Origin of the sequence: Rhodanobacter aciditrophus (genome assembly GCF_050026795.1) — a bacterium.
In the GTDB taxonomy this organism is placed as follows: Bacteria; Pseudomonadota; Gammaproteobacteria; order Xanthomonadales; family Rhodanobacteraceae; genus Rhodanobacter_A.
The window spans coordinates 506,842-528,336 of the sequence record NZ_JALBWP010000010.1 but is presented as its reverse complement, the minus strand read 5'-3'; the positions used below and the strand labels follow the sequence as shown (position 1 = coordinate 528,336).

13 protein-coding genes are annotated in these 21,495 nt (G+C 70.0%); 5 read left to right on the top strand and 8 right to left on the bottom strand.

The genetic code is table 11. The features are described 5' to 3' along the window. Nucleotides 1-28: 28 nt before the first annotated feature. From ACQGNW_RS07220 to ACQGNW_RS07195, 6 genes are all read right to left on the bottom strand, one after another. Nucleotides 29-1,396, bottom strand: coding sequence for an alpha-L-fucosidase (locus ACQGNW_RS07220; protein ID WP_426662456.1), 1,368 nt, complete (start codon nt 1,394-1,396; stop codon nt 29-31). 3 nt (nt 1,397-1,399) lie between these two features. Beyond that, nucleotides 1,400-3,844, bottom strand: a complete 2,445-nt coding sequence (locus tag ACQGNW_RS07215; RefSeq protein ID WP_426662455.1) for a GH92 family glycosyl hydrolase — start codon at nt 3,842-3,844, stop codon at nt 1,400-1,402. Between the two features lie 36 nt (nt 3,845-3,880). Further along, complete coding sequence (locus tag ACQGNW_RS07210) at nt 3,881-5,329, bottom strand: glycoside hydrolase family 125 protein (RefSeq protein WP_426662454.1); 1,449 nt, start codon at nt 5,327-5,329, stop codon at nt 3,881-3,883. Next, complete coding sequence (locus ACQGNW_RS07205; protein ID WP_426662453.1) at nt 5,326-7,923, bottom strand: glycoside hydrolase family 3 C-terminal domain-containing protein; 2,598 nt, start codon at nt 7,921-7,923, stop codon at nt 5,326-5,328. The genes ACQGNW_RS07210 and ACQGNW_RS07205 overlap by 4 nt, the downstream gene beginning before the upstream one ends. After that, nucleotides 7,920-10,541 carry a beta-mannosidase gene (locus ACQGNW_RS07200; protein WP_426662737.1) on the bottom strand — a complete coding sequence of 874 codons (2,622 nt, stop codon included), beginning with the start codon at nt 10,539-10,541 and terminating at the stop codon, nt 7,920-7,922. The genes ACQGNW_RS07205 and ACQGNW_RS07200 overlap by 4 nt, the downstream gene beginning before the upstream one ends. Nucleotides 10,542-10,849: 308 nt before the next feature. Then, nucleotides 10,850-12,808, bottom strand: coding sequence for a serine hydrolase domain-containing protein (locus ACQGNW_RS07195; protein ID WP_426662452.1), 1,959 nt, complete (start codon nt 12,806-12,808; stop codon nt 10,850-10,852). A 610-nt stretch (nt 12,809-13,418) separates the two neighbouring features. Here ACQGNW_RS07195 and ACQGNW_RS07190 point away from each other — a divergent pair. The 5 genes from ACQGNW_RS07190 to ACQGNW_RS07170 all read left to right on the top strand — a co-directional run bounded on the left by ACQGNW_RS07190 (nt 13,419) and on the right by ACQGNW_RS07170 (nt 18,983). Beyond that, complete coding sequence (locus ACQGNW_RS07190) at nt 13,419-14,252, top strand: phytanoyl-CoA dioxygenase family protein (RefSeq protein WP_426662451.1); 834 nt, start codon at nt 13,419-13,421, stop codon at nt 14,250-14,252. Further along, nucleotides 14,249-15,367, top strand: a complete 1,119-nt coding sequence (locus ACQGNW_RS07185) for a zinc-binding dehydrogenase (RefSeq protein WP_426662450.1) — start codon at nt 14,249-14,251, stop codon at nt 15,365-15,367. Before ACQGNW_RS07190 ends, ACQGNW_RS07185 begins: the two co-directional genes overlap by 4 nt. A 265-nt stretch (nt 15,368-15,632) precedes the next feature. Continuing rightward, nucleotides 15,633-16,457 carry an alpha/beta hydrolase gene (locus ACQGNW_RS07180; protein ID WP_426662449.1) on the top strand — a complete coding sequence of 275 codons (825 nt, stop codon included), beginning with the start codon at nt 15,633-15,635 and terminating at the stop codon, nt 16,455-16,457. Next, nucleotides 16,454-18,049 (top strand): alpha-amylase family glycosyl hydrolase, encoded by a 1,596-nt coding sequence (locus ACQGNW_RS07175; RefSeq protein WP_426662448.1) that lies wholly within the window; start codon nt 16,454-16,456, stop codon nt 18,047-18,049. The genes ACQGNW_RS07180 and ACQGNW_RS07175 overlap by 4 nt, the downstream gene beginning before the upstream one ends. Nucleotides 18,050-18,110: 61 nt before the next feature. Then, nucleotides 18,111-18,983, top strand: a complete 873-nt coding sequence (locus ACQGNW_RS07170; protein WP_426662447.1) for a helix-turn-helix transcriptional regulator — start codon at nt 18,111-18,113, stop codon at nt 18,981-18,983. Between the two features lie 202 nt (nt 18,984-19,185). On the opposite strand, the gene ACQGNW_RS07165 is transcribed toward ACQGNW_RS07170, so the two are convergent. Both ACQGNW_RS07165 and ACQGNW_RS07160 read right to left on the bottom strand, forming a co-directional pair. Then, the gene (locus ACQGNW_RS07165; RefSeq protein ID WP_426662446.1) at nt 19,186-20,028 is read right to left on the bottom strand and encodes a transporter; all 843 of its coding nucleotides are present in this window, start codon (nt 20,026-20,028) and stop codon (nt 19,186-19,188) included. A gap of 218 nt (nt 20,029-20,246) precedes the next feature. Next, nucleotides 20,247-21,464 carry a hypothetical protein gene (locus tag ACQGNW_RS07160; protein WP_426662445.1) on the bottom strand — a complete coding sequence of 406 codons (1,218 nt, stop codon included), beginning with the start codon at nt 21,462-21,464 and terminating at the stop codon, nt 20,247-20,249. Nucleotides 21,465-21,495 lie beyond the last annotated feature (31 nt).

Sequence of the window (21,495 nt, the reverse complement as noted above, 5' to 3'; positions counted from 1 at the left end):
GGCAACGCCATGCGCAATCCGCCGCGGCTCAGTTGCTCTCGATCGGCTTCACTTCGTCGTGGAACAGGCGCACCGGTCCGTCCAGGGTGAGCGCCAGCACGGTGACCTCGGCGTCCAGCGTGGCGGGCGGCACGGTGATGTAGAGCAGGCCCGGCACCTTGCTCCAGTACGGCTTGCCCACCACCTGCGTATCCAGCGTCGTGCCGTTGCCGACCACGCGCGCGTGCAGCACGCGGTTCATCAGCCCCTTCACCAGCACCGGGCCGTTTGGACGTCCATCCACGAACAGGTACAGCGTGCTGCCGTCCTTCGACAGCGTGCTGGAGCCGGCGTAGTAGTCCTTCGGTATGCCGGCCTGCGTGCCGTAGATCGCCTCGGCGTGCTTGTGCGTCCAGCGGCCGATCGCCTTCAGCGTGTCGGCCTCCTGCTGCGGGATGGTGCCGTCAGCACGCGGGCCGATGTCGAGCAGCAGGTTGCCGCCCATGCTGATGGTGTCGGCGAGGATGCGGATCAGCTGGTTGGCGCTCTTGAAGTGCTGGTCGTTCGGCTGCCAGCCCCAGGAGTTGTTCATGGTCATGCACAGCTCCCAGTACTTCCGGGGAGGCGGCGTGATCGGCACGCCCTGTTCCGGCGTGGCGTAGTCGCCGTAGCCGGCGAGGCGCGAGTTGATGATGGCCATGGGGTTGCGCGCCAGCAGCATCGTGCGCACCTGCTTCGCATGCCACTCCACGGCGCTGTGTTCCCAGTCGCCGTCGAACCAGTACAGGTCGGGGTTGTAGCGCTGCGACAGGTCCTTCAGCTGGCCCTGGTAGTAGCGCACGAAGCGGTTCCAGCGCGCGGGATCGGCCTTGGCGTCGTAGCGCGACTCGGTCTTGGTGAAACCCGGATAGTCCTTGTAGGACCAGTCGATCAGCGAGAAGTACAGCCCCACCTTGAGGCCGTCCCTGCGCAGCGCCTGCACGAACGGCCCAACCAGGTCGCGCTTCGCCGGCGTGTCCTTAACCACGTTGAGGCCCTGCGCAGTGTCCCACAGCGCCACGCCGTCGTGGTGCTTGGCGGTGAGCACCGCGTAGCGCGCGCCGCTCTCCCGGATCAGGTCGGCCCAGGCTTGCGGGTGGTAGTTCGCCGCGGTGAAGCCCTTGAGCTGCTGCATGTAGTGGTCGTAGCTGACGTAGCCGTCGTAGAACGACCAGGACTCGTCGATGCCGTCCACCGCGTAGATGCCGTAGTGGATGAAGATGCCGAATTTCGCATCGGCGAACCACTGCATGCGCTGCGCCTCGGTGGGCGCGGTTTCCGCAGCTGCCGCTGCGACGGCTGGCGTCGCAGCATGCGTCGCGAGACTGGCACAGGCACAGGCCAGCAGCAGGCCAAGGCGATGCGGCTTCAAACGCATCGCTCAGGCCTCGCCCTTCTCGGGCATCGCGCCGAACGACGGCGGACGATCCTCCGGCGCGGCGCCGAACTTCCTGTTCGGCGTGTCGCCCATCACGAACGTCAGCGTGCCGCCGGCGGCGAGTTCCGCGTGGCTGATCCAGCTCCGGGTCCACGGCTTGCCGTTCCACGTCACCGACTGGATGAAGGCCTTGCCCGGGCCGTTGCCGCGCGTCTCGACGACGAGCTTCCGGCCTTCGCCCAGCGCCACCTCCGCGCGATCGAGCAGCGGGCTGCCGAACACGTAATTCGTGCTCACCGGATCGACCGCGTACAGGCCCAGCGCGCCCAGCACGTACCAGGCCGCCATCTGGCCGCAGTCGTCGTTGCCGGCGATGCCGTCGGGCAGCGGCGGGTACATGGTCTCCAGCAGCATGCGCACCCGCGACTGCGTCTTCCAGTGGCTGCCGGTATAGGCGTAGAGGTAGGCCACGTGGTGGCTGGGCTCGTTGCCGTGCGCGTACTGGCCGACCATGCCGGCGATGTCCGGCGGCGCACCGGGGGGAAGCTTGGAGCTGGTGGTGAACAGCTCGTCCAGCTTGCGCTCGAACGCGGCCACTCCGCCGAACATCGGCATGTAGCCGTAGAGGTCATGCTGGTTGAGGAAGGTGGCCACCCACGGGTTCGACTCGGTGAAGTCGCGCCACTTGTCGAAGTGGCCCATCTCGCGCGGATCGAACGGCTCGATCCACCGGCCCCTGCTGTCGCGCGGGCGCATGAAGGTGAGCTTCCTGTCGAACACGTTGCGGTAGTTGCGCGAACGCTCGCGCAGGCGGTTCGCATCGTCCTTCTCGCCCAGGCGTTCGGCCAGGTGCGACAGCGCCCAGTCGTCGTAGGAGTACTCCAGCGTCTTGCTCACCGACTCCCATTCCTGGTCGGCCGGGATGTAGCCGAGCTTGCGGTACAGCGGCAGCCCGCGGTAGTCGTCGTCGAAGGCGCGCTTGCGGTAGATCGGCCACGCCTTGGCGTAGTCGATGCCGGTGAAGCCCTTGGCCTGCGCCTCGGCGATCACCACCGCGGAGTGGTAGCCGATCATGCAGCCGGTCTCCACGCCCTGCAGCGGCCACACCGGCGGGCCGTCCGGGCTTTCCGCGGCCATGCGCACCAGGCCGTTGACCAGGTCGGGCACCTTGTCCGGCTGGTACAGCGTGTAGAGCGGATGCAGTGCGCGGTAGGTATCCCACAGCGAGTACGTGCTGTAGTTGTGCTGGCCCTGCGGCAACTGGTGCACGGCCAGGTCCATGCCCCGATAGCGGCCATCCACGTCGCTGAACAGCGTGGGCGCGAGCATGGTGTGGTAGAGCGAGCTGTAGAACGAGCGCTTCGCCGTCTCCGACGACGTGTCGATGCGGATGCGCGACAGCTCGGCTTCCCAGCGCTCCGCCGCGGCCTCCCGCACGTGCTCGAAATCCCAGCCGGGTAGCTCCGACTCCAGGTTGCGCAGTGCGCCGTCGATGTCCACGCCGGAGATGCCCACCTTGACCAGCAGCGGCGCCTTGCCGGCATCGTCCAGGTGCAATGCGGCCTTGAGATGCGTGCCGCTGGCCTCGCCCGTGCCGCTGGGCAGCGGCTGGTTCTCGCTGTACAGCGTGGCCTGCGCGAACGGCCGCGACAGCTTCATCGCGAAGTAGATGTGGCGCCCGTTCGCCCACTGGTGCACGCGGCGGCCGCCGACCAGGGTGTCCTTGCCCACCAGCTTCAGCGTGGCATCCGACACCTTGCACGGCACCTTGGGATCGTCGTGGTAGCCGTGCGCGAGGTCGACCAGCAGGTGCGCCTTGCCGCCCCTGGCGAAGGTGTAGCGATGCAGGCCGGCGCGCAGCGTGGCGGTCAGCTCCGCGAGGATGTCGTGGTCGGTGAGGCGCACGCGGTAGTAGCCGGGCACGCCCTGCTCGGAAGCCTTGTCGTAGCGCGAGCGGTAGCCCTTGCCCGGGTGCGCCTCCGAGTTCGCGGTGAGGTGCGGCCCGTGCGCCGCGCCGTCGAACCGGGAGTAGTAGTTCTCTTCCGGCAGGCCGCGCGCGCCCGGGTCGAGCAGCACCTCGCCCTGTGCGGGCATCACCAGCACGTCGAGCATGTCGCTGGCACCGGTGCCGCTCAAGTGGGTGTGCGAGAAGCCCATGATCGAGCCGTCGGCCTGGTGGTAGCCCGAGCAGGCGTCCCAGCCGAAGTCGTTGGTGTCGGGCGAGAGCTGCACCATGCCCCACGGCATCGACGCGCCGGGATAGGTGTGGCCATGGCCGCCGGTACCGACGAACACGTCCACCCAGCGCGACACGCCGTTCTTCGCCAGGCCGGTCAGCGCCGCCGCGCTGCCTTGCCCGCGCGGCGCGGCCAGCGTGCCGCGCGGATCAATGCCGCCAAGCAGCGTCAGCGCCGCTGCGCCTTGCAGGAATCGTCTGCGGGTCACCATGATCGTGGCTCCTTCGGGGTATGTGGGGTGTGGCGCTTAGCGCAGCATCTCGGGATGACGGTCGGCCAGGTCGACGATCAGCTCGCCGAACAGGCTGTTGGCCCAGGCGAACCAGGGCCGCGTGAATTTCGCGGGATCGTCCTGATCGAAGGCCTCGTGCATGAAGCCGGTGCCGGCGTGGGTGGTCTTCAGCCAGTGCAGGCACTGGCGGATCTCGCCGGCATCGTCCGTGGTGAGCGCACGCATCATCAGCGACATCGGCCAGACCATGCGCAGGCCCTCGTGCGGGCCGCCGATGCCTTCCGCCGCCCTGCCGCGGAAGAAATACGGGTTGCGTTCGCCCCACGCGCGGGCGCGGGTACGCCGGTAGCGCGCGTCGTCGCGCGCGCAGAAGCCGAGGTACGGCAGCGACAGCAGGCTGGGCACGTTGGCGTCGTCCATGAACAGCTGGTTGCCGTAACCGTCCACCTCGTAGGCCCAGAAGTCTGCGCCGGCTTCGGTCATGACGGCATGCTTCCCGAGCGCCGCCTGTACTTCGGCGGCCAGCGCCTCGCAATCGGCGGCGAATGCGGCATCGCCGTGCAGCGCGCGCGACATCTCCGCGAGCTGGCGCAGCGACACCACGGCGAAGGCATTCGCCGGCACGAACAGCGGGTAGATGCAGGCGTCGTCCGAGGGCCGGAACATCGAGAAGATCATCCCCACCGGCTTCGCCGGGTTGCCGTAGCCGTCCAGCGGCACCGTGTCCGTGGGCACCGCCGACGCGCGCTGGAAGCGGTACGGCCCCGGCCCGTGCTTGCGCTGCTGGGCACGGAACGTCGCCAGCACCAGGTGCATCGCGGCGCGCCAGTCGTCGTCGAACGGCGCGCGGTCGCCGGTGGCTTTCCAGTAGCCGTGGGCGATGCGAATCGTCCAGCACAGCGAATCGATCTCCCACTTCCGCTCGGCCACGCCGGGCCTCATGTCGGTGAGGTCGTGCTGCGCCCAGCTCAACGTTGTCTTGCCCCGCGGATCGGGCAGGAAGGCGTTCGCATAGGGATCGATGGCGATGCACGCCACATGGCGATGGATCAGCCCGCGATACAGCCGGCGCAGGCTCTCGTCCTTCGCCGCCAGCGGCAGGTACGGCCACACCTGGGCGGAGGAATCGCGCAGCCACATCGCGTCGATGTCGCCGGTGATGACGAAGGTATCCGGCTTGCCGTGCAGCGTGTCCATCTGCACCGTGGTATCCAGCGTGTTCGGGTAGCAGTTGCCGAACATCCAGGCCAGCTCGGGATCGCCGATCCTGGCCTGCACGCGCACGATCTCCGCCTCCACCGCTGCACTCGTGAACTTGCGCCTGGCGGGCGGGGGACGATGGCTGGGGAACGTTTTTGCAGCACCGGCCGCGGCAAAACCCGGCAAGGCCAGGGCAGCGGCGCCGGCCCCCATCAGCTTGAGCATGTCGCGGCGGTTGAGCGTGGTTCCGATGCGATCAGTCATGGCGCGATCACCTGCTGGCCTTCGATGGTGAAAGTGGCGGTGACGCCCGCGGCATCGCCGGGCTGGCCGCCGCCGATGAAGACCCGGTAGTGGCCGGGCACGACAGCGCGCACGCCTGCCGCGTCCACGCTGCCCAGTTGACGCGGCGACAGGGTGAACGCCACGCGCCGGCTTTCGCCCGGCGCGAGATGCACGCGCCGGAAACCCACCAGCGCATGCCGCGGCGCCAGCGGCGACGGCGGCACGTCGAGATACACCTGCACCACCTCGTCGCCTGCGCGCGGGCCGATGTTGCGCAGCTCCGTGCCCACCTGCAGCGTGCCGCCCGCCTGCAGCGCGTCCGTCGACAAGCGGGGCTCGGCATAGGCGAAACGGGTGTAGCTCAGCCCGTAGCCGAACGGATACAGCGGGGTGCCGTGGAAATAGCGGTAGGTGCGCCCCTGCATCGCGTAGCTGGTGAATGGCGGCAGGTCGTGCACCGAGCGGTAGAACGTCACCGGCAGGCGGCCGCCGGGATTGGTGTCGCCGGCCAGCGCCTGCGCGATGGCGGTGCCGCCGGACTGCCCCGGATACCACGCGGCGAGGATCGCGTCGGCGTGCTGCTTCGCCCAGTCCAGCGCCACCGCACCGCCGGACATCAGCACCACGACCAGCGGCTTGCCGGAGGCCGCCGCGCGTTCCAGCAGAGCGCGCTGCGTCGCCGGCAACGCCAGCGAAGTACGGTCGCCACCGGCGAAGCCCGGCACATCGACCTGCAGCGCCTCGCCTTCGACGTCGGGCGACAGGCCGACGAAGGCGACCACCGCATCCGCCGCATGGATCGCGCGTTCGGCCTCGGCGAGTTGCGCCGCGGGCGGTGCCAGCCATTGCAGGCGCACGCCCTGGTCCCGACTCGCATGCACCAGTTCCAGGCGCAGCGCGTGCGGCCTGCGGTCGGCGAAATGCAGGCGCGCCTCGAGCTGGCTCTTGTCGCTGCCGCCGTCGGCGATCACCGGCTTGCCGTCCACGAACAGGTGCACCGCATCGTGCGCCTTGCAGTCGAAACAGCGGTCCACGTGCACGGCCAGCAGGTAGTCGCCCGGCCCCGGCGGCAGCAGCTCGCCGCGCCAGCGCACAGCGTAATGGCCGGCGTCGAGCCCCGCGGCGGGCGCCGCACGGTCCCAGTCGAAGTCGATCCGGCGGTCGGTGCGCACCTGCGCCGCGACGCCGCTGAAATCGGCTTTCGCGTGGTACGCGCCACGGAGGCCGACGGCGCCGTCCGGTGTGCGCAGCGCCGTCTCCGGCACGGGAACCGGCACGCCGGCGGCCACCGGCGCGCCCTGCGCATAGCTCACGTTGGCGGCGCCGAAACGCGTGCGCAGGCCTTCGAGCGGGGTGGCCGGCGCACGCGCGGTGCCGTGGTAGTTCGCCTCCAGCGTCTCCAGCGTGTCGGCGTCGGGGCCGATGACGGCAAGACGCGGCATGCCATGCAGGGGCAGCGTGCCGTGCGCGTTCTTCAGCAGCACCAGCGACTCCTGCGCGGCCCGCAGCGCCAGCTTGCGGTGTGCCGCGCTGTCGATCTCGTTCGCGCCGATAGACGCATACGGATCGTCGCCGCCGAGCTCGCCGAGGCGGTAGCGCGCCGCGAACAGGCGCACCAGCGACGCGTCCAGCGCGGATTCGGGCAGCGCGCCCTTGCTCACCTCGGCGGCCAGGCTGGCGTAGGTGTGGCCGCAGTCGAGGTCGGTGCCGGCGTGCAGCGCGGCCATCGCCGCCTGCCCGTCGTCAGGCTTGTAGTGATGGAAGGCCGAGATGTCACCCACCGCGTCGCAGTCGGACACCACGTAGCCCTTGAAGCCCCAGTCCTTGCGCAGCCACGTGTCCAGCAGCGTCGCGTCGGCGCAGGTCGGCACCCCGTTCAATGCGTTGTAGGAACACATCACCGAGCCCGCACCGCCCCGGGTGACCGCCGCGCGGAAGGCCGGCAGGTAGGTGTCCTCCAGGTCGTGCGGCGAGACCACGGCATTGAAACTGTCGCGGCCGATCTCTGGCCCGCTGTGCGCCACGAAGTGCTTGGGCGTGGCGATCGCGCGCGGATGCCGCGGGTCGTCGCCCTGCAGGCCGCGCACGAAGGCTACGGCGAGGCGGCCGGTGAGGAACGGATCTTCGCCGTAGGTTTCCTGGCCGCGGCCCCAGCGCGGATCGCGGTCGATGTTGATGTTGGGCGACCAGATGGTCAGGCCCTGGTAGCGCGCATGCGCATGGCCCGCGCCGACCGCGTTGAAGCGGGCGCGCGCCTCGACCGATACCGCCGTGCCCACCGCCTGCAACAGCGGCGCATCCCAGCTCGCGGCCAGCCCGATGGCCTGCGGGAACACGGTGGCGTAGCCGTCGCGCGCGTGGCCGTGCAGGCCTTCGTTCCACCACTCGTACGCAGGCACGCCCAGGCGCGGGATCGCCGGCGCGTCGTTCTGCAGCTGCGAGACCTTTTCCGCCAGCGTCATCTTCGCCACCAGCGCCTTCGCGCGCGCCTCGGCGCCCCGCGTTTGCGCAGCAACGGAGCCCGCCGCCAGCAGCAGCGCAACAAGCGCAGTGCCGATCGCGCGCCTCGTCACGGCGTGGCCACCGTGGCGCCGTGCAGGCTGCGCACGGTCAACGCGCGACGCAACGCGGCCGGGTCGGCGGTGCTGTCGACGTGCAGCGTCACCGACTCGCCGGGCAGCAGGTCGAAGGCGTTGTCGGACAGGCGCGCGTCGGGATCGACGTCGCCGAAGTCCACCCACACCTCGCGCGCGAGCTGCCGTGCGCTCACCGTGACGCTGCGGCCATCGGCGGAAAGCACCGCCTTCAGGCCGGGGTCGGGCAACGCGAGTTTTTTCGCGTCGTCGAAATAGACCAGGTGGCGCGACACCGGCTTGCCGTGCTCCAGCCATTCGAACACCGCCGCCGTGCGGCGCGGGTCGGCGCCATGCAACAACTGCGCGTCGGCATAGCTGCCGGCGGGCGTGCTGGCCAGCGCCGCCACGCGCACGTCCTGCGTGCGCTCCCACCGCGGCTTGCCGTCCATGTCCAGCACGCGTACGCGCAGCTCGGCATCGAGCGGCACGGTGCGATCGGAAACCAGCGACACCTGCGTCTTGCCATCCTTGCGGATCGCCACCACGCGCAATGGCGCATAGAAACGCTTCGCGTGGTACTGCAACGCCTTCCAGCGGCCGTAGTAGTCGATGCTCGACCAGGTGACGCCGGGCCACACGTCGTCGAGCTGCCAGTAGAGCGAGCCCATGCTCCGTGGGCGCGAGGCGCGCAGGTGCTCGGCGGCGAGCTGGATGCCCTCGGCCTGCATCACCTGGCTGAGGTATACCAATGACGCGAAGTCCTTCGGCTTGCCGTACTCGCGCTCCACGTACATCAGCAGGCGCCGGCTGCCCCTGCCCTTGTCGAACTTCTGGTGCGCGCGCAGCACGGGCGAGTCGATGTCCAGATCCGCGGGAGCCAGCACGCTGTGCAGCGTCGCCAGCGACGGGAAGGACTGCAGGCCGTATTCGGACTGGAAGCGCGGGGTGACGTCGAGGTAGGCGGTCGGCGGCAGCGCCTTGCCCGACCAGACGTTCCAGTAGTGGTAGTCGCCGTCGTCCAGCACGTTGGCCTTGCCGTCGTAGTCGCTGCTGGGCGTGCTGGGCCAGTACGGCACCCCGGGCGACTGCGTCGCCACCACGTCGCGCAGCGTGTGGTCGAACAGCTCGCGCATGCCCTGCTCCACACGTGCACTCTCGGCCTTGCCCTGCCTGGCCTGGAAATCCAGGCTGGTGTCCCAGGACTCCCACGCGGTCTCGACCTCGTTGTTGCCGACCCACACCACGATGGACGGATGGTCGCGCAGGCGGTCCACCTGCTGCACCGCCTCGGCGCGCACGTTGTCGCGGAAAGCCTGGTCGTAGGGCGTTATCGCGCCGCCAAACATGAAGTCCTGCCACACCATCAGGCCGAGCTTGTCGGCCTCGGCGTAGAACGCGTCCTCGAGGTAATAGCCGCCGCCCCAGACGCGCAGCATGTTCATGTTGGCGTCGCGCGCGGACTGCAGCATCGCATCGATGCGCGCCGTGGTGACGCGGTTCGGGAAGCTGTCCAGCGGGATCACGTTCGCGCCCTTGGCGAAGATCGGCACGCCGTTCACCACGAAGGCGAAGCTCTTGCCCCACGGGTCCTTCTGCCGGCGCAGTTCGACGCTGCGCAAGCCGGTCTCGCGATCCGCGCTGGCCATGACCTCGCCGTGCAGCGCTACGTCGACATGGAAGTCGTACAGGTTCGGCTTGCCGTAGCCCACCGGCCACCAGCGCTCGGGATGGGCGATCTGGAACGGCAGGGACACTTCGTTGTCGCCGGCCTTGAGCGCCACCTCGCGCATCAGCGACTGCGCGCCGCCGTCCGGCGCGCGCCAGCGCAGCGTCACCCGCACCTGGCCTGCCGCATCGGCGGCGAGGCGCAGCTGCGCCTGCAGCCGCGCCACGTCGGCATCGACCTTCGGCTGCGCGATGTGGAAATCGGCGAGGCGCAGCGCGTCCCAGCTTTCCAGCCGCACGCCCTTCCAGATGCCCTCGGTGACGATGCGCGGACCCCAGTCCCAGCCGTACTGGTAGGCGGCCTTGCGCACGTAGTTGGCCGTCTGCTTGCCTTCGGGCTCGTCGCCGAAGGCCGAGTCGAACTCGCCCGGCAGGGCATACGGCTGCTTCAGCAGCCAGGGCTGCAGGCGCGCGATCGGCGAATGCAGGGTGACTTCCAGCGTGTTGGTGCCGGCGTGCAGCCATGCCTTCGCCGGCACCCGCCAGCGGCGGAACATGTTGTCGGCGGCCAGCAGCCGGTGGCCGTTGAGCGAGACATCGGCGAAGGTGTCCAGCCCGTCGAACACCAGGTCCACCTGCCGGCGCGCCAGCGTGGCGGCGTCCACCTCGAACTGCGTGCGGTACTGCCAGTCGGCCAGGCCCGCCCACTGGATCTTCGCCTCGTTGTCGCGCCGGTAGGGATCGGGCAACAGCTTCGCGGCCATCAGGTCGGTCTGCACCGTGCCGGGCACGCTGGCCGGAAGCCACCGCGCGGCGCGCGGATGGGCCGCGGCATGGCTGTCGCCGGGCGCGAGTCGGAACTGCCAGTTGGCGTCCAGCGCCTGCGTCACCAGCGACGCCGCCATGACCGGCAACGGCGCCGCCAGCACCAGCGCCAGCAGCGCGCCCATGAGCCGGCGCACGCGGCCTTGCGTGGATACATCCCTCGTGCACTGCACCGCCCGGTCTGCCATCGCCCCCTCCTGTGTCTGGTCCATGTGCCGGGAGATGGTTCTGCCGCGGCGCGGAGGCGACGCCCATCGCTGTCGTCGTCACCATGGATTTAGATCGATCCATGTGGACGCTAGCACCGACCCGGTGCGCGACGCATGCCGCAATGCAAAAATCCGGAGGGAAGTAGACCGAAGTCGCGGCGGTCCGAGGCTTCAACCGATCCAAAGCCTGGCTCCAAGCCCTGCCCTGTCGAGCGGCGGCCCGGTCAGTAGTCCAGATGCAGACCGAGCAGATGCAGGCTGCCGACGAACCACAGACTGGCGAGGCAGGCCAGCAGCAGGACGAGGCTGTTGAGCCTGCGCCACCAGCCACCCGGCACGCGCCATGCGTGCCAGGCGTTCATCGCCGCCGCGACGATGCCGAGCACCGCCAGCACGCCGATCAGCTGGATCGCTCGCACGGTGCCGTCGAGGCCGCCGCCCGGACTGGCAATGCCCGTCTGCAGCCGCAGCAGTACCCCGCCCCAGCCGGCGTAGAACAGCAGCTGCAGGATCGCCGCCACACGGCTCAACCGGTACCAGAGCCGCGCCCGCCCCGTCAGCGCAAGCGGCCTGCCGCAGGCGCGACGTACCAGCGCGGCCACCGGCCACAGCAGTGCCGTCACTGCGAACGCCAGCACGAGCAGCCCCAGCAGCGGCAGGTTCCACGCCGCCGAACGCCAGGGCGATACCGGCAGGAACACCCTCGTCGGCGACGCCGTGCCGATCGAGACCCAGCGCACCCGGCCGTGCTCGATCCGTGCGCCGAGTCGCTCCCGGCCATCCACCGCGCGCCACAGGAACGGCGCCATCTCGCGCCAATGCCGCGGCGGGCCCGCGGGGTTGCGAAAATCCGGCGTCAGCAGCTCGCCGTTGGCCGCCTGCCCGATGCGCACCTGCGAGAACAGGCCGGCCATTGCCAGGAAATTGGACACCGAGGCGCGACTGCTGGCATAGCGCCCCGCCAGCAGGGCGCCGTCACTGCGTGCGCTCGCCGGCGCGGGCTTCGGCACCTCCGGAGGTGCCGGGAAGTAGCGGTCGACGAAGCCGTCGAGCAGTCGCTTGCGCAGGCCGCCGCCGTCGCGTCCGTCGATGGCCACGAACACGCCCACGCCCTGCTGCGGCAACAGCGCCAACTCGCCGTGGAACCACCGGGTGTCGCCGGCGTGGCCGAGGATGTCCTGGCCGTTGCGGTCGAGGTGCTGGAAGCCCAGCGCCATCGCGCCCGGGCCGGGCAGGGCGCTACGGTAGCCCAGCATCTCGCGCACGGTGGCGGGCGCGAGGATCTGCGCGCCATCGACGCTGCCGCCCTGCAAGCCGGCGAGCATGAAGCGCGCCATCGCCCCGCCGCTGGCCGACAGCGCCCCGGCCGCCTCCGCGTTCACCAGTTCGAAGGGCTTCGGTGCCGCATCGGCCCGCCCGTAGCCCTGCGCCATGTGCGGCGCCAACGCAGCCGGCAGCGGCTGGCGGAAGCTCGCGTAACGCATCCCCAGCGGCCGCAGGATGTGCGCCTCCATGTAAGCATCGAAAGGCTCGCCGGACACGCGCTGCACGATGTAGCCCGCCAGCGCCGTGCCGTAGTTGGAATACGCCGGCACTTGGCCCGGCGGATAGACACGCTCGGGCACCCACTCCCTCACCCACGCGGCGTTGCCGAGGAAGTGCTGCGGTTCATCGGCATACACATTCCTGATCGCTTCCTCGAAGCCGGCCGTGTGCGTCATCAGCTCGCGCAGCGTCACCGGCTGGCCGTCGCGCGGCGGTATCCGGAAATCGAGGTAGCGGTTCACGTCCGCATCGAGATCGAGCTTGCCCTGCTCCACCAGCTGCATCACCGCCGTCCAGGTGAACAGCCCGGAGATCGGGCCCACCCGGAACAGCGTGGTGGCCGGATCCACCGCCGTGCCCGCCGCCACATCGGCGTGGCCGTAGCCCCTGGCCAGCAGCACCTGGCCGTCCTTCACGATCACCACCACCGCGCCGGCAAGATCGTTCTGCGTCAGCGCTTGCGGTATCAGGCTGTCCAGCCAGGCCCCCGCATCCTGTGCAGTCATCTCGCGGGCGCCCAGCGGCAACGGCTTGGGCGGCGCGTGTTCCGCCAGCGGGCGAATCTCGATCTGCGCCGTCGCCGCCGTCGCCAGCATCGACAGCAGCACACACAGCAGCAGGTGCAGCGGGCGGCTCATGAAGGTATCCGTGGCGATGGCGGAAGCAACGCCGTCCATCAAACCACGCCGTTCGTGAAATCCACCCAACAGCACACGACCGTGCACTGGAATCGCGACCGCGCTCGCATCTTGCGCGTGCTGCCGGCCGCCAGCCCCATCGAACGGACCGCATGTGAATCGCTGGATGCTGCAATGGGGTGCCGCCCAACCTCGCGGAGCCGCCGCACGCAGGATCACGCCCTCGATGCCTCTTGCGCTGACATCGCGCCCGCGTCGCACGACAGCCCCCCGGGTTTACGCCGCGGCACCGATGGCGCAGGCCAGATTCGTCGCCATCGATGCGCCCCCGTCGCGCTGCGACGCGGCAGCAGCCGGGCGAACTGCCGAAGCGCTGCCGCGCGGCCTGCCGGCGCGGGTACCGGTGCCGGACGGCGCCAGCCTGATCGTGGCTGGATGGTGCACGCGGCGCGTGCGCCCGGAGGATGCGCGCGACAGGTCATGAATCCGACAGTCGCCGCCGCGCATTGGACAAGCACCGGCGATGCCGGACCCGGCTGCCGTTCCTACCATGAGGTCATCCGCCCACGCCGCCCCGGCACGGGCGCGCCGGAAACGCACAGGAACCTGGATGGCCATCGACCTCGACCGCCCCTACCCGCTCACCGCGCAGCAGATCGCGAACTACCGCCGCGACGGCTTCATCAAGCTCAGGCAGGTGTTCGACGGCGACGAGCTGGCCCATTACGGCGCGGAGATCGCCCGCCTCACCATCGCGCTGAACACGCAAACCACGCCGCTGGAAGAACGCAGCACCTACGACCGCGCCTTCCTGCAGGTGATGAACCTGTGGGAGGAAAGCGGCGTCGTGCGCGAATTCGTGTTCGGCAAGCGCCTCGCCGCCATCGCCGCCGCGCTGATGGAAGTGGACGGCGTGCGGCTCTACCACGACCAGTCGCTGTACAAGGAGCCGGGCGGCGGCATCACGCCCGCGCACGCCGACCAGTACTACTGGCCGCTGGCGAGCGACCGCACCATCACCGCCTGGGTGCCGCTGCAGGCGGTGCCGCAGGACATGGGGCCGCTGGCCTTTTTCGCCGGCAGCCAGCACGTGGAATTCGGCCGCGACCTGCAGATCTCCGACGAGAGCGAGCGCGCGATCACCGCGAACATGCAGGCGCGCGGGTTCCGCGTGGTGGACGAGCCGTTCGAGCTCGGCGAGGTGAGTTTCCATTCCGGCTGGACCTTCCATCGCGCCGGCCCCAACCGCTCCACGCAGCCGCGCTCGGTGATGACGGTGATCTACATGGATCGCGACATGCGCCTGAAGGCGCCGGACAACCACATGCGGCAGGCCGACCGGGAACGCTGGTGCCCCGGTGCCGCGGTCGGCGCGGTGATCGATACGCCGAAGAACCCGGTGTTGTTCGAAGGCCGGCTGTCCGAGGACACGGTCGCCGCATGACGGCCGGCGTCGTCCGCGGCAAGGCGATCATCGCCGACGGCGCCGGCCGCTTCGGCCTGGACACCATCGAGGTCGATCCGCCCGCCGCGGGCGAGGTGCGCGTGGCGATCGCCGCGGCCGGCGTCTGCCACACCGACCACGCCTCGCTGCGCTGGCCGGGTCCGCTGGTGATGGGCCACGAGGGCGCGGGCCATGTCGAGGCCGTCGGCGAAGACGTGGAAGGCCTGGAAATCGGCCAGCCCGTGCTGCTGAACTGGGCGATCCCCTGCGGCCACTGCTGGCAGTGCGCGCACGCCGCCGCGGCGCTGTGCGAACGCACCCACGAACTCGACGTGCCGCGCCTCGGCAGCAGCCGCGCCCATGCCGGCGCCACGCGCCGGCGCGGGCAGGCGATCGAGCGCGCCTTCCACCTCGGCACCTTCGCGCAGTACACGCTGGTGCGCGCGGAAGCGGTGACGCCGCTGCCGCCCGCGCTGACGCCCGACGCGGCCTGCATCCTCGGCTGCGCGGTGATGACCGGCGTGGGTTCGGCGGTGAACGTGGCCGCCGTGGCGCCCGGCGACACCGTGGCGGTGCTGGGCTGCGGCGGCGTGGGCCTCAACGTGATCCAGGGCGCGCGCATCGCCGGCGCGCACAGCATCATCGCCATCGACCGCGTGCCGGCGCGGCTGGAACGTGCCCGCGCGCTCGGCGCCACGCACACGCTGGCGCCGCACGGGGATGACGCCGGCCACGCGCAACTCGTCGCCGAGGTGCGCGCGCTCACCGACGGCCGCGGCGTCGACCACGCCTTCGAGGCCACCGGCGTGCCCGCACTGGCCTTGCTGCCGCTGAAGCTCGCCCGCAACGGCGGCAACGCGCTGCAGGTGAGCGGAGCGCATGGCCCGGCCCCGCTGGAACTCACCGAGCTGTTCTGGAACAAGCGCTACCTCGCGCCGCTGTACGGCGGCTGCGTGCCGTCGCGCGACTTTCCGCGCCTGTTCGAGTGGATCGCGCAGGGCCGGCTGGAGCTCGCCGCACTGGTCAGCCACCGCTACCCGATGGAGGCGCTGGACCACGCCTTCGACGACATGCTGGCCGGACGCAGCAGCAAGGGCGTGCTGCGCATCGCATGAACGACGGGACCTTAGAGCCTGTTCAACATCTCCGCGTGGTCCGCGCCGGGAACTGTTTGCACGCAGGCCAAGAAAGAAGGAGGAAGTGGACGTCCGTCCACGACCGAGTGATGACGCAGGGATGCGGGCAAACAGACCCGGCCCTTCGGGTTGCCTGGCTGTGGCCGCCATGCGGCAGCGCGCGGCTTGGCCTGACAGCCAGTCAGGCGCTGCGCCACGCACTACCACCTGGCGACCACAGCCAGGCAACGCGGGCTACGTGGAGATGTTGAACAGGCTCTTTCGCACCATCGAGGCCTCCGACCCCGCCATCGCGGCGGACGGGCTCACCTTCGTCACCGTGAAAAGCCGCGCGCTGCGCCGGCGCGCCGACGTCACCTTCTACGTGCCGCGCGAGGCGCAGGGCATGGCGGACCTGCCGATCGTGGTGCTGCTGCACGGCGTGTACGGCTCGCACTGGGCGTGGGCGCTGAAGGGCCGCGCGCACCTCACCGCCGCGCGTCTGATCGCGCAGGGCGCGCTGCCGCCGGTGGCGCTGGTGATGCCGTCGGACGGCCTGTGGGGCGACGGCTCCGGCTACGTGGTGCACGCCGACCACGATGTCGAGCGCTGGATCGTCGGCGAGATGCCGGCGCTGGCGCAGGACATCGTCGCGGGCTGCAGTGCGCGCTCGCCGCTGCTGGTGGCCGGCCTCAGCATGGGCGGCTTCGGCGCGCTGCGCCTGGCCGGCAAGTACCCCGACCGCATCGCAGCGGCCGCGGCGCTGTCGGCGGTGACCGATGCCTCGCAGTTCGACGCGCTGATCGAGGAAAGCCGCGCCGGCTGGAGCACGGCGCCCGCCGACCGCAGCGTGCTGGCCGCGCTCGCCGGCGGCAGTGGCCCGCGGCCGGCGCTGCGCATCGACTGCGGCCTCGACGACCCCTACCTCGAAGCCAACCGCGAGCTGCACCAGAAACTGCAGCGCGCCGGCATCGCGCACCACTATGCCGAAGGCCCCGGCGGCCACGACTGGGGCTACTGGTCGGCCACGCTGGAACACACGCTGCGCTTTTTCGGCAGGGTGCTGCACGCAACGGAGGACGACGCATGAAACCCACGAGGCTGCTTGCCGCCCTCGCCACGCTGTTCGCGCTGGCCACCCTGTCCGCGCGGGCGGCCACGCCGCCGCCCGCGCCGCCGGCCACCAGCCAGGTGTTCTACCAGATCTTCTTCCGCAGCTTCCGCGACTCCAACGGCGACCGCATCGGCGACCTCAAGGGACTCACGTCCAGGCTCGACTACATCCGCCAGCTCGGCGCCACCACGATCCTGCTCACGCCGCTGCAGCCCTCGCCGTACTACCACAACTACTTCGCCAACGCGTTCAAGGCGATCGATCCCGCCTACGGCACGCTGGACGACTACTTCGCCTTCATCCGCGCCGCGCACGCGCAAGGCCTCAAGGTCTACCTGGACGAGGAGTTCCAGTACGTCGCCGAAGGCCATCCGTGGTGGCGCGACTCGATCTGCAAGCCGCATGCGAAGTACGCCGGTTACCTCTTGTGGAAAGACAAGCAGCACTGCGTGGCCGAGCCCTTCCTCGACAAGCCGAAGTGGCTGGGCTACGACGGCCGCGACATCGGCATCGCGATGGTGAACCTGGAAAACCCGGCGGTGCGCGCCTACTTCCGGGACCTGCTGCTGTACTGGGCGGACCCGCACGGCGACGGCAGCGGCCGCGACGGCGTGGACGGCTTCCGCATCGACCACATGATGGACGACCTGGACCACAAGGGGCTGGACAAGAACCTGTTCCAGGGTTTCTGGGCGCCGCTCTTCCGCGCACTCAAGGCGCGCCGCCCCGCCCTGCGCATCCTCGCCGAGCAGGCCGGCTGGGGTTACGGCAGAAAGTGGCTGAGCGCCGGCCACGTCGACATGGTGTTCGCCTTCCCGCTGCGCGGTGCGCTGGTTTCACTGGACAAGCGGCAGATCGTCGACACCCTCCGCGCCACCGCTGCCGCCACGCCGCCGGGCAAGACCCAGGTGATCCTGCTGGAAAACCACGACGTTGACCGCTACATGTCGGAAGTCCACGACGACCCCGCGAAGGCGCGTGCGGGCGCCGCGATCGAGCTGATGCTCAAGGGCGATCCGCTGATCTACTACGGGCAGGAACTCGGCATGCGCGGCGTGCAGCCGAAGAACGTCGGCAAGTCCGGCGGCATCCCGCTCACCGACGCCGTCGGCATTCCCGTGCGCGAGGCGTTCCGCTGGCGGGCGGACCTGGAGGCTGCCGGCTCGGCGACCTGGTACCGCGGCGGGCAGTGGTTCTGGAAGGATCGCTACAATCGCTCGCACGACGGCGTCTCGCTGCAGGAAGAAACGGCCCGGCCCGACTCGCTCTATCACTGGTACGCCAGGCTGCTCGCGTTGCGCCATGCGCGGCCGGAAATCGATGGCGGCAGGCAGCGCATCCTCTGTGACGACGACAGCGCGGTGCTGTGCATCCTGCGCGAACAGGGCGAGCGGCGCACCCTGCTGCTGGTCAACCTCGGCAAGACCGCGGCACGGCCGCGGCTGGATGCGAAGCTTGCGGCAGGCACGGCATGGACCGACCTGCTCGACGACGGCGAACCGGGCGCGGCGGACGGAACGTTGCAGCCGATGCAGGTACGCATCCTGGGCACGTCGTCGCCGCTCTGAAGCTTCCGGTCCCGCAAAATCGGGGACAATCCCACGGGTCGCGGCGATACAGGCCATGGTGATGACCCTGCCCCATCTCGATCGTCCCATCTGCGAGCCGGTGGAATTGCCGCCGGGTGCGCCGATGCGGGTCGAGCGCGTCCGGCAGGGCCGCAACGCGACGCGCAGCGAACCGTTCGTGCATTTCCACGACGTGCACGAACTGGTGCTGTTCGGCCGCGTGGCCGGGCACTTCGACGCCGAGGACCGTCGCTACCCGCTGGCGCCCGGCTGCATCGCGTTCATTCCCTCCATGCACCAGCACGACTTCTCGCTGGAGGCCGGGCCGCGCGACTGGGTGCTGCTGCAGGTCGAGGCGGCGGCCGGCGAAACCCTCGCACGGCGTCCCGGCCTGGAGCGCCTGCGCGAACCGTTCTGCGCCCGGCCCGGCCGGCGTCTCGGCCAGCGCCTGCAGCAACTCGCCGACTGGCTGGCCGGACTCGATCCGCGCGATCCGCTGGCCCCGCCGATGGTCGAATTGCTGCTGCGTGCGGCCGCGCAGGCCCCGGTGGTCGCGGGCGAGAAGCTGGCCGCCCACGCGCGCGGCCTGCAGCGCCTGCGCCCCGCCATCGACCGTCTGCGCCGCCGTCCCGCGGATGCCCCCGGCGCGGAACAGGCTGCGGCGCTGTGCGCGATGTCGGCCGCCTATTTCAGCCGCCGCTTCAAGCAGCAGGTCGGCATGAGCTGGAGCGACTACGTGCGCACGCATCGCCTGCAGTTGGCCAGCCGTCGCCTGCTCGACACGGAACAGAGCATCGCCGCCATTGCCGCGGACCTGGGTTTCGCCACGCCCTCGCACTTCGGCGAGCTGTTCCTTCACCGCTTCGGCGCGACGCCGGGGGAATACCGCCGCGCGCGCACCCCGCCGAAACACCCGCCGGCAACCCGGGCCTGACCGGGAACGACGCCCCGGGGTTTCGCGTGGCGCCGCGAAGCGGAGCCCGCTCCGTCACCGGCGGTGCCTGGACGCGACGGGGCGCGTTGTCGAAGAGCGGATCATCGGCGCCCGCGCAGCGCGGACGCCGGGCGACACGGCAGGGCACGGAAAAGCCCCCGAAACGAGGGCTTTCCGTGCATTCCCCGCGGGAATGGACATGTCAGAAGGAATACCTGACGCTGGCGCCGGCGCCGTAATCCGGGCTGCCGTCGGCGAAGCCGCCGAGCACGTACATCTGCAGGCGGGCGGAATCGCCCAACTGGTGGCTCCAGTAGGCCGTCAATTCGCTTTGCGGCCCGCCGCCCGCGGCGATCTTCTCGTGATACAGGTAATACGCCCCAAGGGTGTCGTCCGAAGTGACGTGGTAGCCGGCGCCGACGGTCGCGCCAAAGCCGTTCTTCAGCTGGATGTAGGACGAGTTGCCGTACTCCGTCCAGCCGACCGAGCCGTAGGTCATCCAGCTGTCGTAGGACTTGCGGATGTCCAGCGCGACGCCGTAGTCGTTCTTGCCCGTGCCCAGCCCCTTGTCAGCGTCGGCCGTGCCGAACTTCACCAGGCCGGTCAGCCCCATGCCGAACGAACGGTCGGCGCTCTGCACGAATTCGTATCCCGCCGACGCGGTGACGTCGCCGATGCCGGAGGCCGACCCGGTGGTGACCACCGTGCCATTGACGACCGTGGCGCCCGAGCCGCCGCGTCCGGCCGAACGCCCGCGACTGACGGGGTTCCGGTTGTCGACCCGGCCGACGCCGGGGATCACGTCGCTGGAACCGCTGACGTCGATGTACGGCACGCTCAGCCGGAACGTCCAGCGGTCGCCCGTGTAGCCCAGCGTCAGCGGCACCGACCAGATCTCGGTGGTGGTATCCAGGCCGTATTTGCCGCTGCTGTAGTCGAAGCCGGCCGAAAGGTTCCACGAGCCCTGCTCCGGTGTCGCCGCGTGGGCGGTGGCGAGCCCGAACGCCAGCGAGCCGGCCAGGGCCAAGAGACGCTTGTTGTTCATGAGTTGCTTCTCCTTCACGTCGCTCGAATGCGAGCGGCAAATCCAATCGTTGGCTTTGTCCCGGGTCGATTCGACGCTACCCGCCCGCCGGCGGTGTTGATCAGGATCAAGCGATGTGCGCGCCGCGGCATGGCATCGACCCGCGTCATGCGGGACGACGCACATGCCGCGGTGGCGCCGGCCGTGGCGGGGCGTCTTGCCCGGGTTCGCCACGCCCGTTACTGGCTCGGCACCGGGTTGTCGTGCACGAACTCGATCACCGCGCGGGCGTCATCGGCTGCCTGGGTAAACGCATCGAGCTGGGTGCCGGTGTAGTTGGTGCCGCCGAAGACGGCGTCGAGGATCGGCGCGGTGACGCTGGTGTAGGTGCCGTCGCCGTTGCTCTTCAGGTACGTCACCGTGCCGCTGTAGGTCGCACTGCGGTCGTAGGTGGCGCTGCTGAAGTCGTAGTAGCTCTTGCCGTCCGTGCCGACGATCGGCGTGGCGCCGGTGATGCCGAGGATGGCGTCGGTATAGACGACGGTATCGTCACTGATCGAGCCGGCCTTGTCCGACGCCGCGGCCAGGAACGAGGCCGCCTGCAGCAGGTCGCCCTTGGTGGTCGTCTTGTCGACCAGGCTGGAGAGATTGCCCAGCGAGACGCCGTCCTTGGGCACGAATCCCGGCAGGTAGCCGTTGTTCAACAGGGCCTGGTACAGCGCGAGGTTTTCCAGCGGCGAGTCGATGGTCGAGGTCGTGCCGTCGACGGTCACCACCAGCCGGCCCGACGCGTCCGTGGCGATCGCGGTGGCGCTGTTCAGCGCCGTGATCGCCTCGTTGTAGGACTTGTCCAGCACCTTGTCCGGCGAACGGGAGACGCTGAGGCGGCTGAACTCCACCGGCACGACCAGGTCCTCGTAGCCCGCGACAATGTCGCCTTCCGGCGTCAGCGGGATCGGGTTGCCGTCCGCGTCCAGCGGCTGCACGTGGCCGTACTGGTCCAGAATCGGCACGCCATTGGCGTCGCGCAGGATCACGTTCAGGTCGCCGAGCACGTCGCCCTTCTTGGTACCGGCGCCCGCGGGTTTTCCGGTGCTCGAACGGCCGCCGCCGTATTGCGGCCCGCGCCGATCCGAGCTTTCCTCCTCGGCGGCAGCGGCGGAGGCGGCATCCTGATGGCCGTGCAGCACCTTCGACTCCACCGATTGGCTGCCGCTGGAGCCATGCGTGCTCGAACCGGCGGCACCGCCCATGGAACCCTTGCCCTTGCCGCCCTTGCTGCCCTTGTCCTGGCTGCCGTGGCTGCCGGAACCGTGCGAGCCGCCATGGCTGTCCTGCGCGGCCGCCGTGGCGATCGGCGACCAGGCGGCATGGCTGCCGCCGAGCGCCAGCGCCGCGGCCAGTCCGGCCAGGCCGAGGTAGAGCGGCGTTCGCCGTGATGTGCGATGCGTGTTCATGTCCATCTCCTGCTGTGTGAAAGCCCCGGCC

What these genes read in the sequence shown, in the direction of transcription:
- ACQGNW_RS07180 (WP_426662449.1), top strand. Translation starts at nt 15,633, where the DNA reads ATGTTGAACAGGCTCTTTCGCACCATCGAGGCCTCCGACCCCGCCATC.
- ACQGNW_RS07195 (WP_426662452.1), bottom strand. Translation starts at nt 12,808, where the DNA reads ATGAGCCGCCCGCTGCACCTGCTGCTGTGTGTGCTGCTGTCGATGCTG.
- ACQGNW_RS07200 (WP_426662737.1), bottom strand. Translation starts at nt 10,541, where the DNA reads ATGGGCGCGCTGCTGGCGCTGGTGCTGGCGGCGCCGTTGCCGGTCATG.
- ACQGNW_RS07185 (WP_426662450.1), top strand. Translation starts at nt 14,249, where the DNA reads ATGACGGCCGGCGTCGTCCGCGGCAAGGCGATCATCGCCGACGGCGCC.
- ACQGNW_RS07210 (WP_426662454.1), bottom strand. Translation starts at nt 5,329, where the DNA reads ATGACTGATCGCATCGGAACCACGCTCAACCGCCGCGACATGCTCAAG.
- ACQGNW_RS07170 (WP_426662447.1), top strand. Translation starts at nt 18,111, where the DNA reads ATGACCCTGCCCCATCTCGATCGTCCCATCTGCGAGCCGGTGGAATTG.
- ACQGNW_RS07175 (WP_426662448.1), top strand. Translation starts at nt 16,454, where the DNA reads ATGAAACCCACGAGGCTGCTTGCCGCCCTCGCCACGCTGTTCGCGCTG.
- ACQGNW_RS07220 (WP_426662456.1), bottom strand. Translation starts at nt 1,396, where the DNA reads ATGCGTTTGAAGCCGCATCGCCTTGGCCTGCTGCTGGCCTGTGCCTGT.
- ACQGNW_RS07215 (WP_426662455.1), bottom strand. Translation starts at nt 3,844, where the DNA reads ATGGTGACCCGCAGACGATTCCTGCAAGGCGCAGCGGCGCTGACGCTG.
- ACQGNW_RS07160 (WP_426662445.1), bottom strand. Translation starts at nt 21,464, where the DNA reads ATGAACACGCATCGCACATCACGGCGAACGCCGCTCTACCTCGGCCTG.
- ACQGNW_RS07190 (WP_426662451.1), top strand. Translation starts at nt 13,419, where the DNA reads ATGGCCATCGACCTCGACCGCCCCTACCCGCTCACCGCGCAGCAGATC.
- ACQGNW_RS07165 (WP_426662446.1), bottom strand. Translation starts at nt 20,028, where the DNA reads ATGAACAACAAGCGTCTCTTGGCCCTGGCCGGCTCGCTGGCGTTCGGG.